Origin of the sequence: Robbsia andropogonis, from assembly GCF_034047095.1 — a bacterium.
Classification (GTDB): domain Bacteria; phylum Pseudomonadota; class Gammaproteobacteria; order Burkholderiales; family Burkholderiaceae; genus Robbsia; species Robbsia andropogonis.
Map to the genome: position 1 here is coordinate 539759 of NZ_CP139170.1, position 16936 is coordinate 556694.

Sequence of the window (16936 nt, forward strand, 5' to 3'; positions counted from 1 at the left end):
GGTTCGCTCCTAGCGGTGGTGACGGATGCGCGGATCGAGCACGCCATACAGCAGATCCACCACCAGGTTGACGAAGATCACCAACAACGCGATCAAAAGAATCCCGCCTTGTACGACGGGATAATCGCGGCGACCGATCGCATCGATCAGCCATTTGCCGATGCCAGGCCAGGAAAAGATCGTCTCCGTAAGCACCGCACCGGCCAGCAGCGTGCCTACCTGGAGTCCGATGACCGTCGAGACCGGAATCAGCGCGTTGCGCAGTGCGTGCACGACGATCACCCGCGTTCGCGACAAGCCCTTCGCCCGAGCTGTACGGATGTAGTCTTCGCGCAGCACTTCAAGCATCGACGAGCGGGTCATGCGCGCTATTACCGCGAGAGGAATCGTACCGAGAACGACGGCGGGCAGGATCAGATGGCTAACGGCGGAGCGCCAAGCGCCTTCGTCGTCGGAGAAGGCGGCATCGATCAACATGAAGCCGGTAATGTGCGGGATATCATATTCAACCGCTATGCGCCCTGATACCGGTGTCCAGCCCAGTTTGACGGAGAAAAACATGATCAGGATCAGTCCCCACCAGAAGATCGGCATCGAGTAGCCGGTCAGCGCCGCGCCCATCACGCCATGATCCAGCGTCGATCCGCGCTTCAACGAGGCAGCGACGCCGGCGGGCAAGCCCACCAGCAAGGCGAAGATCATGGCGCAAATAGACAGTTCCAAGGTAGCCGGAAAACGCGCCCAGAATTCCTGTAGGACTGGGGTGTTTGTAACGATTGACAGGCCGAGATCGCCGCGCACTGCGTGCGAGACGAAGTGCCAGTACTGCAGTGCCAGCGGTTGGTCCAGCCCAAGCCGGTGCAACGCGGCGGCGTGCGAGGCTGGATCGATGCCGCGCTCACCCATCATCACTTCCACAGGATCGCCGGGTATGAGATGGATCAAGGCGAACGCCAGCAAGGTGATGCCGATAAAGGTGGGGAGCAACACGCCTAACCGTCGCAGCAGATATCGAACCATAGGATGGGGTAGCAGACGTTATAGGAGTCGATCATACCGCTTCCCGTGAATGGATTTACGGCATGTGAGACTTAGCATCGTACCAAGTCTCAAATATTTTGTGTCATCGCATCCGTACAAGAAAGTCGGGCGAAGTAAGCGTTGGGGTGGCGAAGCTCCTAAGTAGTCTCTGGCGTTTAGGACGGTTCCGAGTGGGAATGCGAATGGCAACGGTCTATGATCTTTTAACAGTAGATGGTCTTTATAAACCAAGTGGCAGCGCTTACGGAGGATGACGGCCGATCCCGCAAGCGCACCGAGTGCGACCACTTGATTCTGCATGTCGTATAGACCGGCGTCCTTTTGGGAGCATAGTATGTCAAATAGTTTACAGAAGTGGGTAGGACGTAATCGTGCACCACGCGTTCAGATTACTTACGACGTAGAAGTTGGCGATGCTGTGGAGCGGCGTGAATTGCCCATGGTGGTCGGCGTGATGTCTGATTTGGCCGGTATGCCGGAGAAGCCACTCCCTAAGTTAAAGGACAGGCGTCTCACTGAGATAGATCGAGACAACTTTAATGATGTGATGGCGCGTGTGGCACCGCGCTTGATGCTGTCCGTGCCGGACACGATGAAGGGAGAGGGTAGCCTCGCGCTGGAACTGCACTTTTCCCACATGCGTGATTTTCATCCCGATGCGCTCGTCAATCAGGTGCCCCGTCTGAAAAAACTGTTGGAGGCGCGTCAGCAGCTGCGAGATCTACTCGCGAAACTCGACGGGAACGACGAATTGGACGCCTTGCTTGAGAGTGTCATTAGTAATAGTGACGCACTGAAGACGTTGCGGCACGACGCGGGGACGAAAGCTGACGCGGCGGATACCGTATCTGACGTTGAAAACCAATCGGAGTAAGGCGATGAGCGCTGAAACACAAACGAGTACCGCCGCCGTACAGACGATGGACGACGCATCGGAACCGACATCGTTGCTCGACCGCATCGTGCTCGAAGGCAATATGGCGGTCGAGCCTTCGCAGGGTGGCTATGCCCGGCGACTGATCGGGCAACTCGCATCGCAGATTCTGGACGAAGGCATGCGGGCGAGCCCCGATAAGGGCGTTGTTGCCATGATTAACGAACGCGTCGCGCAGATCGATGCGATCTTGACCGATCAATTGAACGCCGTCATGCACGACCCTGCATTTCAGGCGCTGGAGGGCTCGTGGCGTGGTCTATCCGATCTTGTGCACGGAACGGAAACGAGCGCGCGATTAAAGTTGCGTGTGTTAAACGTGACAAAGGCGGAATTACTGAAGGATCTTGAGAGCGCGGTCGATTACGACATGAGCGTGTTGTTTAAAAAGCTATACGAGGAAGAGTACGGCACGTTTGGTGGTGCACCTTATTCCATGTTGATTGGCGATTATCAGTTTGGGCGTCATCCACAGGATATCGCGCTGCTCGAGGGCATGTCCAAGGTCGCGGCGGCAGCGCATGCACCATTTATTGCAGCGGCTGCGCCTTCGCTGTTCGATCTGAAGTCCTACACGGAACTGGGTGTTCCGCGCGATCTTTCGAAGACTTTCGAGAGTGAGGAGCTGGCGCCTTGGCGCGCATTTCGGGAAACCGACGATTCGCGCTACGTTGCGCTTGTCCTGCCCCGCTACGCGGCCCGGTTGCCTTACGGCGCGAAGACGCAACCGGTGGAAACGTTCCAGTTCGAGGAGGACGTGGATGGCAGCGATCACAATAAGTACCTGTGGTCGAATGCAGCCTATCAAATGGGGCTGCGCATTACCAATGCCTTCGCGCAACACAGCTGGCCAACGGCCATTCGCGGGGTGGAGGGCGGCGGCAAGGTAGGCGGGCTCGCAGCACACGTTTTTAAGACCGATGAAGGCGATATGGCACTGAAATGTCCAGCCGAGGTCGCCATCACTGATCGCCGGGAAAAAGAACTAAGCGACATGGGATTTGTGGCGCTTGTCAGCGCCAAAGGCGAGAACTCCGCAACATTTTTCGGAAGCCAGACAGTAAACAAGCCAGCGATGTACAGCACCGATGCGGCCAATGCTAACGCGGCGCTTTCAAGTCGACTGCCCTATGTCATGGCCGCATCCCGCTTTGCGCATTATATGAAAGTCATGATGCGCGACAAGGTGGGAAGTTTCCAGTCCAAGGAGGCCATCAGTCGCTATCTAAACGATTGGATATCATCATTTGTACTACTAAATGAATCGGCGCCACAGGAAATGAAAGCGAAATTTCCGCTTAGTTCTGCTCGGATCGATGTAACGGAAGTGCCGGGGCGGCCGGGAGCCTTCCGTGCAACGTGCTTTATCAAGCCGCATTTCCAGATGGAGGAGATGACGGCGTCGATGCGACTCGTGGCAGATTTGCCAGAGTCGGCCGCGTGAAGCGGATGAGCCCGGAGGGCGTGAAAACGGTCGGAGTACGGGGTCGTTTAGTCCATAGGCTGCCAATGTTGGAGGGGGAATTTTACAGCATCCACTTTTCCTTTTTTTACCAAATGAATGTGCACTGATATGTGCTGCAAGGAGAATTAAAGATGGCGATTTTACTGAAATTGGACGGCGTAAAAGGTAACAGTACGATGGACGGTTTCGCCGACACGATCGAGCTCGAAGCGATATCCTTCGGTATCTCTAATCATGGCAATGTGGATCCGTCGAATTCTGGGCGTGGATCGGGAATCCCCAGCGGCAACACAATCTCGATCACGAAGCGGATGGACATGTCGACACCCCCGTTGTACCAAGCCTGCGCGGACGGCAAATCACACGCGGAGGCGACGATTAGTATTGTGCGTAACGCGGACAAGCCGACCGCTGATATGGTCTATAAGTTGACGAATGTGATAGTCGTAAACGTAGGGTGCAACGCAATGGATATGGACGGATCGGATTCCATTCTGCTGAGCTTCTCTGCAATTGAGATTACCTATAAGACGCAGAATAAAGATGCGACAGGTAAGGGCAACACATCAGCTAAATGGGACTTCACGACGAATAAGGCATCCTAGGCGAAACAGGTATGTCGATCTCTCGGCGCACGGTAGCCCATTCAGAATGCCCTGCGCAGCGGCGCGGGGCAGAGGGTGACGGCAACGCACCGAGGCTGCTGTTCGATCGGCTTGTGTCTGAAGACCCTGGCGACGCGGGGCGGCTGAATTCGCGCAATAGCGATCCTCTTATCGACGACATGCGCACGCCTGAAAAAGTGCGTAGTAGGGGTGATCGGCCGTGCGTCGAACCATCACAAGCGTGGTGTGAATCAATTGCCAATGAGCTATCCGATCTGTTTCAGACCACGTCGCGTGTGCCGATTCGGCATTACGAAGCGCGATCATTGGATTTGCTCGACTATGGACTACCTGATATACGGGGCTTGTCGATGCGGTCGGAGCCTGATCGGCAACTGCTCTCCCGTGTGATGGTTCTCGCGATTACCCGCTTCGAGCCGCGTTTGACAGATGTGCATATTACGTTGCACGCGGACCCTGCGGGAGGGGAAGCGCTTCGCTTATCTATCTATGCCAGGATTCGTACAGGGACTGCGCGAGAGGATGTCCTTTTCGTCCTGACACGCTCCTCTCAGGGGCTATCGCGCGTATTGCCTGTCACGCTAGAGTCGGAAGACGATACAACGTGCAAAGGGAGTGCGTGCGGCCCGACGGGTTTGACTAACTGAATAAGACGAGGTGGCCCCATGTCCGACGACGTTTTGCAATACTACAAGCGCGAGATGGGCTACCTGCGCCAGCAGGGTGCGACGTTTGCCGCGCGGTACCCCAATGTGGCTGCGCGGCTGTCGCTGTCGGGAACAGAGTCGCAGGATCCGCATACCGAGCGGCTGATCGAGGCGGTCGCCTTCCTGACTGCTCGTGTCCATCGAGATCTGGATCAGGCCGCGCCCGAACTCGCGACTACGCTGCTTTTTCAAGTCTGCCCGTCCCTTGCACAGTCCCTGCCGTCCATGGCGATCGTGCGGATGTCACTGGACCCAAGGCAGGGGAATGTGACATCGGGCTATCGGTTGCCACGTCATACCGCGTTGCTTGCTCGCACTGTCGACGATATAGCTTGTCATTTCCGTACTGCGTGGGATACGACTTTATTGCCGTTACATATTAGTGCGGCGTCGAAAACCCAAGATGACACGATCACCTTAACGTTGGAAACCACACCGGGTATCACATTTCCACAGTGCGATATTCGACGTCTCCGTATTCATCTGTGCGGTGACTGGACCGAGGTGGTGCCGCTGTATGAATTAATGGTAGCGGCGGTGTCGCGTGTGACGGTGTCCACCGATGCGGGCATCACGCAGCACTTGGCGTCAAGCGCATGGCGGGAGGTGGGGTTCGACGCGGATGAGTCGTTGCTGACGACATCCGCACCCGCTTATCTGCCGTATGTGCTGCTGCAGGAGTATTTTGCTTTTCCCAATAAATTTCACTTTTTCGATCTGTTCTTGCCGCCTGGTGTGTTCGGTCAAGGAAACAAGGCGCGTCTGACGTTCCAATACAGCCGCTCTATAAAACATCTCCCCGCTTTACGAACTGATCATTTCGATCTCGCTTGCGTGCCGGTGGTCAATCTTTTCGAGCGCACCAGCGAGCCGGTAACAGTGAAAGGTCAGCATTATGAATATCCTCTAGTTGCAGACCATCGACACGATGCCCATACAGAGATCGTTTCCGTGGACACAATGTGGTATGTCGATGGCACCAGTGGTCGCACGGTACAGATGCCGCACTATGCGATGGGTGCGCAACCTGCGGACGTGGCGCACTCCGATGATTTACACACCGGGAAAGAACCGAAGCAAGCAGCGGATACGACGGCTGATCGCGTGTCCGGATCTCACCCGTTATATGACGATACGTTGTTCTGGGGGGCGCGGATCGAACGGTCGATCCGTCCAAACCGCTCAGGTACGGATACCTATATCTATTTCATCGATGCCGATGAGGGGCGCGCGCAGTCGTCTGGCTGGACGGTATATGCGCGGGTCCTGTGTTCGAATCGACGTTTGGCGGAGCGAATGCCGGCAGATGCACGGATGACACTGACGCGCGGATCGCAGCACGTGCAAGCGCAAAGCCTGACCTCGCCTACTGCCGCGCAGTTGCCGCCACTCGAAAGTGAAGCGTTATGGCGCCTTGTTTCTCTGTTGACCTTGCATTACCAAACGTTTTCAGCGGGGAATGCAGTCAGATATGTTCATGATCTTCTCACGGTGTTTTCACATGGAAGCGCTCGGGAGAAAGCACAAATCGATGGCGTGCGTGCCGTCCGTTCCGCGCCGATGACAGGACATATCGGTAACGATGGGTGGCGCGGCTTCTGTCGCGGCACGCGTATCACGATCGAATTCGACGAAGCGGCGTTCGCGGGCACATCGCCACTGCTGCTCGCTGCAGTACTGTTCCGGGTATTTGCAATGTACACGTCGGTGAACACATTCGTGTGTCTCGTGGTAAATAAGGGAGGGGAGACATGGCATCAGTGGGCACCAGCCGCCGGGACCTATCCGATGATGTAGTCGCGCGTCTGCAGGATGCGCCGCAGTGCTACAACCTGTTTCAAGCGATTTGGCTGATCGAACGTGCGGCTCTTGGATGCGTGCCGCTGGGAAAGGGCGACGGCAGGTTTGAAGCCCTGCGCCTGGGCGCGATAACATCGATGAAATTCGAGCCGCGGGACATCACCTCGGTCGAACCTGCTGATGCGTTGCGCGATAGGCCCTTGCTACGTACACCGATTATGGCGCTGGCCGGCGCGCATGGGCCACTGCCCGAGCCATTTGCACGCCGACTGTTTGAACGTGCATCCCGCAGAGATTACGCGACGCACGATTTTCTCGATATTTTCCATCATCGCTTGCTCACCTTGCTTTATCGCAGCAAAAAGCGACGGTTCGGGGCGCTCTCGGCCTTGGGTGATCCCGATGGCCCTCCACTGCAAGCAGTGCTTCGCGCGTTTATGCGAGACGGTGCGTTCGATGTGCGGCACAAAGGTGTCGCATCGCGTAACGCCGTTGTAGCCGCACATGACGACGCATTGCGATCGGTGCGGGTTGGTGCGTCTCCGCAGCCGGAGGCAGCGTGGTTAGCGCATGCCGGATTGTTGGCTGGAGCGCCGCGCTCGTTGCGAGGTCTTGAGACGCTGATGCAACATCGGCTGGGTATTCGCGTGGACGCGCAGCAATTTATCGGCACTTGGTTGCCGATTGATGTAGGGCAGCGGTGTCGGCTGCGGGGGCGCGACGGGCAGGGCGCACGATTGGATGGGCGGTCGGCGCTTGGACGGCGAGCATGGGATCAATCGGCTGGTATTGGGTTGCGATGCCGCATCACAGGGAATGCGGCACTGCGCGACCTGCTGCCAGGGGGAAGTGCCCACGCCGTGCTGGTCGACATGTTGCAGCGTTACCTTCCATCGCGCCCCTTTGTGCAAGTCACGTTGCAGCTGTTAGGGGAAAGCGCTGCGCCGGCGCGCATATCGACAGCGACGGCACGATTGGGGTGGACAACGCGATTGATGGCCAATCCATCGCGTCGCGGCCATGCGGGTGCCGCATCCCTTGGCACGGTTAGATTTTCAGTGATGCTTAGTGATAGCGAGATGGAGAAGCGTTAGGCAATGAATCGGACCGGTCTTCGAGTCAGCCAAGTTGACAACGGCGGTACGGTGCGAGAGCGGCGCTGAGGTGATGCCGAAAGGGGTTGCCTTTCTTTAACGAGTTCGAGAACCGAAAGCAATGGACACCAATATCCGTACTTGGCTGAGCCGGCTTGACCCGCGGTGCTTATCAGCGATGGAGCAGGCCGCCGCATTATGCGTGCAGCAGACGCATTACAGCGTGGAGCCCGAGCACTTGTTAATGCAGTTCGCCCAGGCACCGGACGCCGCTTGGCGAGGTGTGCTACAGGAGTGTGGCGTGGACGCCGATCTTGTGGCGCGCCAGTTGCAAAAAGCGATCGATGGCTTCACACGTGGAAATGCCAGGACGCCCGCGCTGGCGCCGGACTTCGCTGATTGGTTTCGTGAGGGCTGGGTGTTGGCAACCGTCACGTGTGGTCTTCAAAAGATTGATGCTGGCGCGTTGCTGCTCGCGCTGCTTGCGCTGAACAGTTTGCGGGGCCGTCTGATCGACGCTGCGCCGGCGTTGTTGAATATTTCACGCGATGCGGCATCCCAAGCAGTAATGGTTGCACAAGGCGCGGACAAATCCGTCGGCGCGCGGGATCTGCCCCTATTGCAGACAGACCATAGTGACAACGGTCTGTCCTCCGGCGGGGGAACGCCGGCGGGGTTTTGGCCAACGTCTGATCGTTCCACTGACGGCCTGGCACGCTTTACGATCGATATTACGCGCCAGGCTCGGGAGGGTCGGCTGGATCCCGTCACCGGGCGTGATTCGGAAATTCGGCAACTGATTGATGTGTTGATGCGGCGGCGGCAAAACAATCCAATCCTCACCGGAGAAGCGGGAGTGGGGAAGACCGCCGTCGTCGAAGGATTCGCGCAGCGTATTGCACGAGGGCAGGTTCCGGCTGCGCTACGCCAGGTTCGATTATTGTCACTGGACCTGGCGTTGTTGCAGGCGGGGGCGGGCGTCAAAGGGGAGTTTGAAAACAGGTTGAAAGGGGTGATTGCGCAGGTACATGCGTCGCCGCAGCCGATAGTGCTATTCATCGATGAAGCGCACCAGATCATTGGTGCAGGTGGAGCGGAGGGGCAAGGCGATGCGGCGAATTTGCTGAAGCCGGCACTGGCGCGCGGTGAACTGAGGACGATCGCGGCAACCACCTGGGCGGAATACAAACGCTACGTCGAGCGTGATCCGGCGTTGGCGCGGCGGTTTCAGGTGGTTAAAGTGGACGAGCCAACAGAAGAGGCTGCCATTCAAATGTTGCGCGGTGTCGTGCGCAAACTTGCCGAGCATCACGGGGTCGAGATCGGCGACGACGCCGTGCGCGACGCGGTTCGTCTGTCACACCGCTACATAACAGGCCGACAATTGCCGGACAAAGCAGTGAGCGTACTAGACACGGCCTGCGCGCGCGTTGCGGTTGTCCTCGCAGGCGTGTCGCCGCGTATCGAGTCGTTAGATCGCGAAATCGCGCAAGATGAACATGCGTTGGGACTGCATCGGTACGAAGCCGCCTGCGCACCGGCTAGTGACGCACTCGCCCATACGGCGCTTGCAGAGAAGATGGCAGCGCTTGAGGCGCAATTGATCGAACAGCGTGGCGCGCGCCGGAAGCTGCAGGAGAAGCTGGAAACGGAACGCGACGTGGCCGCGCGGATCAATGCTTGCAGAGCGCGCATCGCCGCAGAGCTGCAGAAGGGTAAGGATGGAAGCGATGGGCAGGACGCCTCCTCCTGCGGTAAGAGATCGGCACAACGCGATGCGTCTCCAGTGGCTTCCGCCTACCCGCCGGCGGAATGGGCCGACGATCAGTTTTGCAGCGACCGAGCACTGCTGCAGCGGCTGGAGAAGGGGCTTGAGGCAATCCAGCAGGATGATCCCTTGGTGTCCGTCCGCGTCAACGCCTCTGCCGTGGCAGAAGTGGTATCCGGCTGGACCGGTATCCCGGTGGGACGCATGATGGCGGATGAGATTCATTCCGTGCTAGATCTGAAGGCGCGGATGGGACAGTACATCGTGGGGCAGGATGCGGCGCTGGATGCACTGGCCCGACGGATACGAACGTCGCGCGCTGGATTGGAAGACCCGTCGAAGCCGATTGGCGTATTTCTACTGGTCGGACCGAGCGGCGTCGGAAAGACTGGCACCGCTTTGGCCCTGGCAGAGCTGCTTTATGGCGGTGAGCGCAATGTCATCACCGTGAATATGTCCGAGTTTCAAGAGGCCCATACCGTCTCATCGTTGAAGGGCGCGCCGCCAGGTTATGTTGGATATGGACGCGGTGGCGTCCTGACCGAGGCCGTACGGCGCAAGCCCTATAGCGTCGTCCTGCTTGATGAAATGGAGAAAGCGCATCCCGACGTTTTGGAAGTGTTCTTCCAGGTGTTCGACAAAGGAACGTTGGAAGATGGCGAAGGCGTACCAATCGATTTTCGCAATACGATCATCCTGATGACGTCCAATGCGGCCCAAAGCGTCATCACGGACCATGAAGAGGTCATGCGCAAAACTGTGCGGGTCGCGCCTGAAGAAGACGGGCATATCCAGGGCAGACCGGAGGCGTTGCAGGATGCCGCGTCTCTGATGCCCGTGCTGCGTGATGCGTTGTTGCACCGGTTCAGCGCTGCTTTCATTGGCCGTACCGTCATCGTTCCTTACTTTTCGCTGACCGATAAACAAGTGCGGAAAATCGTGACGATGAAGTTGTCGACGTTGGCGGATCGGATCAAATTGCAGCATCGTGCACGCTTTCAGTGGTCTGACAGTGCCGCGCAGACGATCGCGGCGCGTTGCGTGGAGGTGGAAAGCGGCGCGCGCAATATCGATCATCTCTTAACTCAAACCGTTTTGCCGGACCTATCGCAGTGCATTCTTGAGCGCGTTGCCACGGGCATTGCGCTGGCATCAATATGGATGGACGTCGATCAAGACGGGAATTTCCGATTCCGTTTCAGTGACACGACAGAGAATGTTGGCGTGGAGATCTGCAATGTCTGACATTGGAAGCGACGCCGCATTCACGGCCATGCTTGCTATCGAAAGTGTCAATCAGCACCTAGTGTTAGAGACGCTGGATGGTGAAGAGGCAGTGTCGTGGCTATACGCATTTTCGATTGCTTTCACGGTGAGTGGCGCGCCGCTGGACGCGGTGACACTGACGGGCAGGGTCGCGTCCATCACGATGCGCTTTGAGGGACAAGCCGACCGCATCTTGCGCGGCATTGTAAGTGAGATCGTCGAGGAAGACGAGCGGACGGCTCCGGGCAACGAGCGTGATAAGGTCCATTGTTATACGGCTAAGATTGTACCGAAACTCTGGCTACTGACGTTGGATTCAGACCGCTCCATCTATCAGGCGCAGAGTGTGCCAGCCATCATTGAAAGTGTTTTGCGTGGACATGACATCACTTATGAAAATCGTCTGACCGAAACGTATCCGGTTCGTGATTACTGCGTCCAATACGACGAGAGCGCGTTTGCTTTTATCGCGCGTCTGATGGCCGAAACGGGTATTTTCTTTTGTTTCGATACGGCAGCGGATTCCCTGCCAGTGATACTTGCCGACGCGGCTTCTTACGAATTGCCACGCAGTACGAGCCAGGTATTGCGTTATGCGCGGCGACCGACGGAACGAGCCGTGTTTGATACCGTTTGGCGACGTCAGTTGTTGCGTGCGGTCGTGCCTCGGCAGGTCATTGTGAATGACTATCACCCAATGACGTCGGCAACGCCGGCACTGGCGCAGTCTGGCGACGCAGCCGTATGGGGAACGCGTTACGTCTACCCCGGCGGACAGCATGACGCAAATGAAGGCAAGAATTTGGCGCGACGGTTGTTAGACGCGTTGGGCACGCAGGACGCTACGATGTCCGGACTGACCCGTTGTCATGCGTTATCGGCGTGGTCGTTACTGGAAATATCCAGCGATGATGACGCGACGGATACACGGGCGGGCGCGCGGTACCACGTCCTTACGGTTCGCCATCGCATTCAGGACAGTCAATACTGGGCGGAATTTTCGTCGTTGCCGGCAGATCGCCCGTTCCGCCCGAAAGCCATCGCCAAGCCGCGTTTGGCCGGTCCCCAAACGGGGACCGTCGTTGGTCCCTCAGGCGAAACGGTGTGGGTGGATGAACACGGTCGTATTAAGGTGCGCATGCATTGGGACCGAAAGCGCGCGGCGGACGAGCACGCGTCGTGCTGGATGCGGGTGGCGCAAGGGACGGCCGGACAGGGGTGGGGGCAATGGTTCCTGCCGCGAATCGGTCAGGAAGTGTTGGTGACCTGTGTCGAAGGAGATCCCGACCGGCCTGTCGTAACGGGGTCGGTCTATAACGACGTGCAGACGCCGCCGGTAACGTTGCCGCGTGACCAGACACAGACAGTGCTACGTTCGCGCACTTTCGGACAGAACGCCGTTGATGGCAACGCGTTGGTATTTGACGATAAGACGGACGCGCAATTGCTTGCGCTGCAAGCCAGCAGGGCAATGCATATCGATGTTGCCAATTCGATGTCAACGACGATCGCCGAAGGTGACGAGACCCATAGTGTGCGCAAGGGGAACCGGCTCTTCGAAATTGCCGAAGGCAACGATACGCAAAAAGTGAAAGGCAAGCGAACGGAAACCGTGTCAGGCGATCACGCCCTTTACGACGAAGCGACATATCGGCATAGTGTGTCGGGCGACTATACCCTGCAGATCGACGGAAATCTGACCATCAAGGTGGGGGGCAATATCGCGCTACATGCGGGTGGCACGCTTTCAAACGAAGCCGCCACTGCATTGACAAATAAGGCTGGTACAGATCTTACGAATGAAGCGGGCATGTCGCTGACCAATAAGGCGACTACGACATTGTCTAACGAAGGATTGTCGGTGTCGTCGAGAGCATCCACCACGCAGACTGTGGATGGTGGTGGCATGCTGACCTTGAAGGGGGGCATGGTGTCGATAAATTGACGATGCTATTCGCGGCGGATAATCGCATGCATGACGTTGAAGGTGGCATGACCGGCGGTGCTAATTGCCCATTGATCGGTGCGCCGGCGCACGATCAGGTCAGTGGCGATTGCGCAGCGCCTAATGCCACGCACGTGACGCTTGTGGCAGGGCGTGTCGAGGGTGTCGTGCGGCAATTTTGGCCAAATGGAAACAGCCAGTTGCTGGCCGCTTTCGTTGACGGGCAGCCCCATGGTGAGATGCGGGTTTTTAACGAAGATGGTGTCATGACAATGCGCGCAAGCTACCAAAGCGGACTGTTGCATGGCCCTTGCCTTCAGTTAGTCCACGGTCAAACCGTGTCGATATTGACCTACCAGCAAGGGAAATTGCACGGAAATGCGTTGTGCTTTGATCAAGTGAGCGCCCGTGCCGTTGCACTATTCCATTACGAAAATGGGTTGTTGCATGGGTGGACACGATATTGGCGTCCGGACGGCTCCCCCTTGCGCGACGAAAAATGGCACGCTGGCGTGTTGCAATTCGTCGAGGAGCGGTGATGACTTTTCTCGCGATAGCTGGAGCGCCGCTGCAATGCTCGTTCGGCGCGGCCCCTTCTGTATTGAATGTCATTCCAATAAAACGTGTAGTCGCGGGTACCCCGGCCGCCACCGTGACTGACAATTTGCCATTCGTGAACGTGCCGCCATTTGGTGTCTGTTCTTGTCCGGCGAATCCAGTGGTCGCTGCTGCAACCGCCGCGGCGTTCGGTGTACTGACGCCCATGCCGTGTGTGCCTGTTTGTGGCGCGCCATGGATGCCGGGGGCATTGCGAACGATGATCGGCAACACACCAGCGCTGGATGTAAGCAGTAAATTAATGTGCCAGTGGGGAGGCATCATCCAGGTTGTTTCTGCCAGCCAAGCCACCATTACCGTGGCCTGAAAAAATGCCGCCACGTTATTGCGACGTTCATGAGTTAAACCGTTAGATGAAAGGGGGCGCATAGTGAGTCGAATTGCCGTGACCATTCCGCGCGCCATTCTTTCGATCGTGCTTCTGGCGCTGGCGGCGCTCGTCTGTGGCTGTGCAAACAGCAATCCACAGTATCGGATTCATTGGTCAGGCCTGACCCTGAGTGCCACGCCAGACGCAAATGGCGATAACCCCGTAGCGTTGGATCTGGTTCTGAGCAGTGACGTGGCAATGACAGAGCGGATCGCGGCCATGTCTGCGGCGCAATGGTATGCACAGCGTGAAGCCTTGCAGGCACTGTTCCCGGATCGGCTTCATTACTTCAGTTGGGAGATGGTGTCTGGGCAGACGTTGCATATGCCGCGCTCGCTTATGGCGCCACGGCGAGTCAATGCGGCGCTCGTTTTTGCCCGCTATGGCACCCCTGGCGTTCATCGCGCACGGATTACGGCACGGAAAGGGCCGGTGACGATCCGGTTGACGCGGGAAAATATTGAAATCGTAGGAGACCGTTAGCGTGCACGATGAACAGGAATTCGAGGGCACGCACGAGCGCGTTGAACGGATATCCGAGCGGGTCGAGTGGCATGAGGGTATGTTGCTGTCGCCGCAGCACTTTCAGTTGTTAGATGCTCGCTTGGAACAATTGGTGCGCTGGCATTTACTACGCACGAATCCTTACGCTTGGGGCGTCTGGTCATGCCATTTTGAGCGAATGCAATTCGCGTCGGGGCATATCAGGGTAACAACACTGGAGGCCGTGATGCCCGACGGCACCGTGTTGACCTATGACGCCACAGATTCGCTCAACGCGCCACTCGAACTGGATCTGCGACACCATGCGGCGCTGCTAAGCGGTGCGGAAGTCGATTTGTACCTGACGCTGCCGTCCATCCACACGATGCGAGGCAGCGGCGTCCAAGGCGATCCGCAAGATCGTCCCGTCCGGCGCTTCTGCTCCGTGGCAGGCCCGCTGGTGATGGATGCCGTCTCCGGTAGCGACGCCATCGCGGTGCCGCGGCAGGTCCCGCAACTCGGCTTGGCCGTGGGGGCCATTCCCGATGCAAGTTATGACGTATTGCGCATCGGTACACTGCGGCGGAACGCCGATGTCGTGACGCTCGCCGAACGTTTGCCCCCGTCGCTGCGCCTGCGTGATCAAGGTCGCATCCTGGTGCGCGTGCGCGGGATTGCCGTGCAGATGCGGGCCAAGGCATTGTTTCTAGCACGGCAATTGCTGTCGTCGGGACCGATGGGGCAGGACGTCCCGGCAACCATTCACCCGGAGTGGATCGACAGCAAAGACGCCAACAAGGCGCCGCTACATCGCTCATCCGACGATGGCGGGCTCGCGCGCTTTGCGATGCGGGAAAAGTTGCGGTGTCTGACCTTGGCGTTGCCGCAGCTGGAGGCCGTACTACAAACGCAGAACGTGCATCCGCACGCGCTGTTCGTCGCGCTGGCCAGCGTGCGCGGCGCGGTGGCGCTGCTGCGGGAAGACATGGTACCCGGATTGTTGGACCGCTACGACCACAACAACCCGGAAGGGGCACTAAGTCCACTGCTCGATGATATCGATCTCGCCATGCAGAAAGTGAGCTTGCGCTATCGTGAACGCTCATTCGTCTTCACGGAGGGACGCTACGAAGCCCTCTTGCAGCAAGATCTTCGGGACATTTGTTTCATCGTCGCGCAGGGTGGTTCGACGCAAGCACTCGAGGCGTGGATGGCAGGCGCGGTGATTGGACGAAAGGCCGACTTGCCTACTCTCGTCTCCCGCCGGGTCCTTGGGTTGGCGCGCGAGCGCGTCAACGGAGCGGCCGCCCGTATTGGCGGAGACGGGGAGAATAGCGTGGTGTTCCGCATCGATGCACGTAATGCGCCGCTACGGGCCGGGACCCCGTTGGTTGTTTATAGTCCTCGCGGCCCCGGTCAGGCGTTATGCAATCCAACGCTTGTGCTATTGGAAGATACCGACGTCCGCAGCGAGGAGGCGCCGGCGGGGGGCGCGGCTGCGGTGTACGGGGCAGGACGGGACGAGTCGAAACAGCGGGCTGAAACAATGCGACCGGTCGACCCGTACTGGCGCGCTAACGGTGAGGATGGTACGCCGCTATGATGAGTATTCCTCACTGGCAGGAATCAGCGGTGTTTGCACCGTTTCGCGCGTTTGTCGCGGAGATCGACGCAGCGTTGCGGTCGATGGCGCCCCCGTCGCAAAGCCCATTGTCTTCCTTCGGTAGTAACGGACGGGCGATGCAACCTTCCGATCACGTTGGTGCGGCCGATCCGCGGACGACGGGCGAAGCCTTTGTTGTTCCCACGCTGCCCGATCAGGCACCGACGGTGGCGTCGGCGTGGCGCCAGTTTGGTGACGCGGCCGTTGATTTGGGCGCGCCCTTGGACGATCGACGCGCGGTGTCTGAGAGCGGAGCGGCTGCCGGCCCGTGGCCGCAGAGCCCCCTGGCATCTGCAGGGAACGAGCCGTCGAACGTGGCAACGCGCGCGGAACATCTTGCGCGGATGGAGGATGCCGCGCGAGAGGTCAGCGATCGACTGCTGCGACAACTGCGTGTCTACGGTGCGCGGTGGCAAATGAGCGCGTATGCCGAGATCGGGGAGGCTAGACAAGAGCTGCTTTACCTGTTTGCGGCGTTGGCCGACGATCTATTGCTGAATACCGAGTGGCTTGGAAAATCTGCCTGGATCGGCTACCTCCTCGAGGCACGACAATTCGGCAGCCACATTGCCGGCGACGCGGTCTTTGAAAGTATCGAACGACTCGTGTGCTCACAACGCCGGGCGAAGCCGATGTTGGCCCGAGTCTACCTACTGATGCTGGGAGTGGGCTATAGCGGCCGCTATCACGGGCAGCCATTGCAACGCGACGCAGTGGACGCCTATCGCCAGACCGAACGCGAACCAGAACCGTCAGAAACCAGCGCGTCGGCGCAACGCCTGACGCCCAATGGCCTTAGTGGGCAGGAACAGCTTACGCGTTATCGGAGGCAACTCTATGAGGCGGTGATGCAACAGCCGCTTCCTGAAGGCTCGGCAGCACCGAGCGTCGTGGATCCGCATGCGTATGCGCATACGCTGAACGCGATAAGGCCGACAAGCTTTCGCCGGCCCGCGCGCTGGGCCGTTATCGCGCTCCTGTGCGCGGGCGCGCTCCTGGTCCTTTCACAGTTTGCCTGGTTTGCAAGTAGCTGGCCGGTGCGCAAGGCGCTGCGCGAAACCATGCAGCCATCTGCTCAGACATTTGAACGCAGTGCGGATGAGTATGAATCGCGCGTTCCGCGTATTGCGGAAAGGCGGCAATAGGTTAAAAGTAT

Annotated in this window: 14 protein-coding genes; 13 read left to right on the forward strand and 1 reads right to left on the reverse strand. The window is 58.3% G+C overall.

Annotation, left to right across the window (positions count from 1 at the left end; all coding sequences use genetic code 11):
- Positions 1 to 9 precede the first annotated feature (9 nt).
- Entirely contained in the window at positions 10 to 1020 is a 1011-nt protein-coding gene (locus SJQ66_RS15980; RefSeq protein ID WP_024903405.1) for an ABC transporter permease subunit, read from the reverse strand.
- 355 nt (positions 1021 to 1375) lie between these two features.
- Here SJQ66_RS15980 and tssB point away from each other — a divergent pair, with 355 nt between their 5' ends.
- From tssB to SJQ66_RS16045, 13 genes are all read left to right on the forward strand, one after another.
- A complete protein-coding gene (gene tssB / locus SJQ66_RS15985) occupies positions 1376 to 1915 on the forward strand; it encodes a type VI secretion system contractile sheath small subunit (RefSeq protein WP_320535001.1) in 540 nt (179 codons plus the stop codon).
- Between the two features lie 4 nt (positions 1916 to 1919).
- On the forward strand, positions 1920 to 3419 hold the full coding sequence (gene tssC, locus SJQ66_RS15990) for a type VI secretion system contractile sheath large subunit (protein WP_320535002.1): 1500 nt from the start codon (positions 1920 to 1922) through the stop codon (positions 3417 to 3419).
- 152 nt (positions 3420 to 3571) lie between these two features.
- On the forward strand, positions 3572 to 4045 hold the full coding sequence (locus tag SJQ66_RS15995) for an Hcp family type VI secretion system effector (protein WP_036009683.1): 474 nt from the start codon (positions 3572 to 3574) through the stop codon (positions 4043 to 4045).
- Between the two features lie 11 nt (positions 4046 to 4056).
- Entirely contained in the window at positions 4057 to 4713 is a 657-nt protein-coding gene (gene tssE, locus SJQ66_RS16000) for a type VI secretion system baseplate subunit TssE (RefSeq protein ID WP_320535003.1), read from the forward strand.
- An 18-nt stretch (positions 4714 to 4731) separates the two neighbouring features.
- Positions 4732 to 6570 (forward strand): type VI secretion system baseplate subunit TssF, encoded by a 1839-nt coding sequence (tssF, locus tag SJQ66_RS16005; RefSeq protein WP_024903400.1) that lies wholly within the window; start codon positions 4732 to 4734, stop codon positions 6568 to 6570.
- A complete protein-coding gene (tssG, locus tag SJQ66_RS16010) occupies positions 6525 to 7667 on the forward strand; it encodes a type VI secretion system baseplate subunit TssG (protein WP_024903399.1) in 1143 nt (380 codons plus the stop codon). Before tssF ends, tssG begins: the two co-directional genes overlap by 46 nt.
- A 121-nt stretch (positions 7668 to 7788) precedes the next feature.
- Complete coding sequence (gene tssH / locus SJQ66_RS16015; RefSeq protein ID WP_320535004.1) at positions 7789 to 10680, forward strand: type VI secretion system ATPase TssH; 2892 nt, start codon at positions 7789 to 7791, stop codon at positions 10678 to 10680.
- The gene (locus tag SJQ66_RS16020) at positions 10673 to 12646 is read left to right on the forward strand and encodes a type VI secretion system Vgr family protein (protein ID WP_320535005.1); all 1974 of its coding nucleotides are present in this window, start codon (positions 10673 to 10675) and stop codon (positions 12644 to 12646) included. Before tssH ends, SJQ66_RS16020 begins: the two co-directional genes overlap by 8 nt.
- Positions 12647 to 12672: 26 nt before the next feature.
- Positions 12673 to 13185: a toxin-antitoxin system YwqK family antitoxin gene (locus tag SJQ66_RS16025; RefSeq protein ID WP_320535006.1), complete on the forward strand. Its 513-nt coding sequence runs from the start codon at positions 12673 to 12675 to the stop codon at positions 13183 to 13185.
- Positions 13185 to 13571, forward strand: coding sequence for a DUF4280 domain-containing protein (locus SJQ66_RS16030; RefSeq protein ID WP_024903395.1), 387 nt, complete (start codon positions 13185 to 13187; stop codon positions 13569 to 13571). Before SJQ66_RS16025 ends, SJQ66_RS16030 begins: the two co-directional genes overlap by 1 nt.
- A gap of 63 nt (positions 13572 to 13634) precedes the next feature.
- Positions 13635 to 14117 (forward strand): hypothetical protein, encoded by a 483-nt coding sequence (locus SJQ66_RS16035; protein WP_320535007.1) that lies wholly within the window; start codon positions 13635 to 13637, stop codon positions 14115 to 14117.
- A 1-nt stretch (position 14118) separates the two neighbouring features.
- Entirely contained in the window at positions 14119 to 15720 is a 1602-nt protein-coding gene (gene tssK / locus SJQ66_RS16040) for a type VI secretion system baseplate subunit TssK (RefSeq protein WP_320535008.1), read from the forward strand.
- Positions 15717 to 16925, forward strand: coding sequence for a DotU family type IV/VI secretion system protein (locus tag SJQ66_RS16045; RefSeq protein WP_320535009.1), 1209 nt, complete (start codon positions 15717 to 15719; stop codon positions 16923 to 16925). The genes tssK and SJQ66_RS16045 overlap by 4 nt, the downstream gene beginning before the upstream one ends.
- The last annotated feature ends 11 nt before the right edge of the window (positions 16926 to 16936 follow it).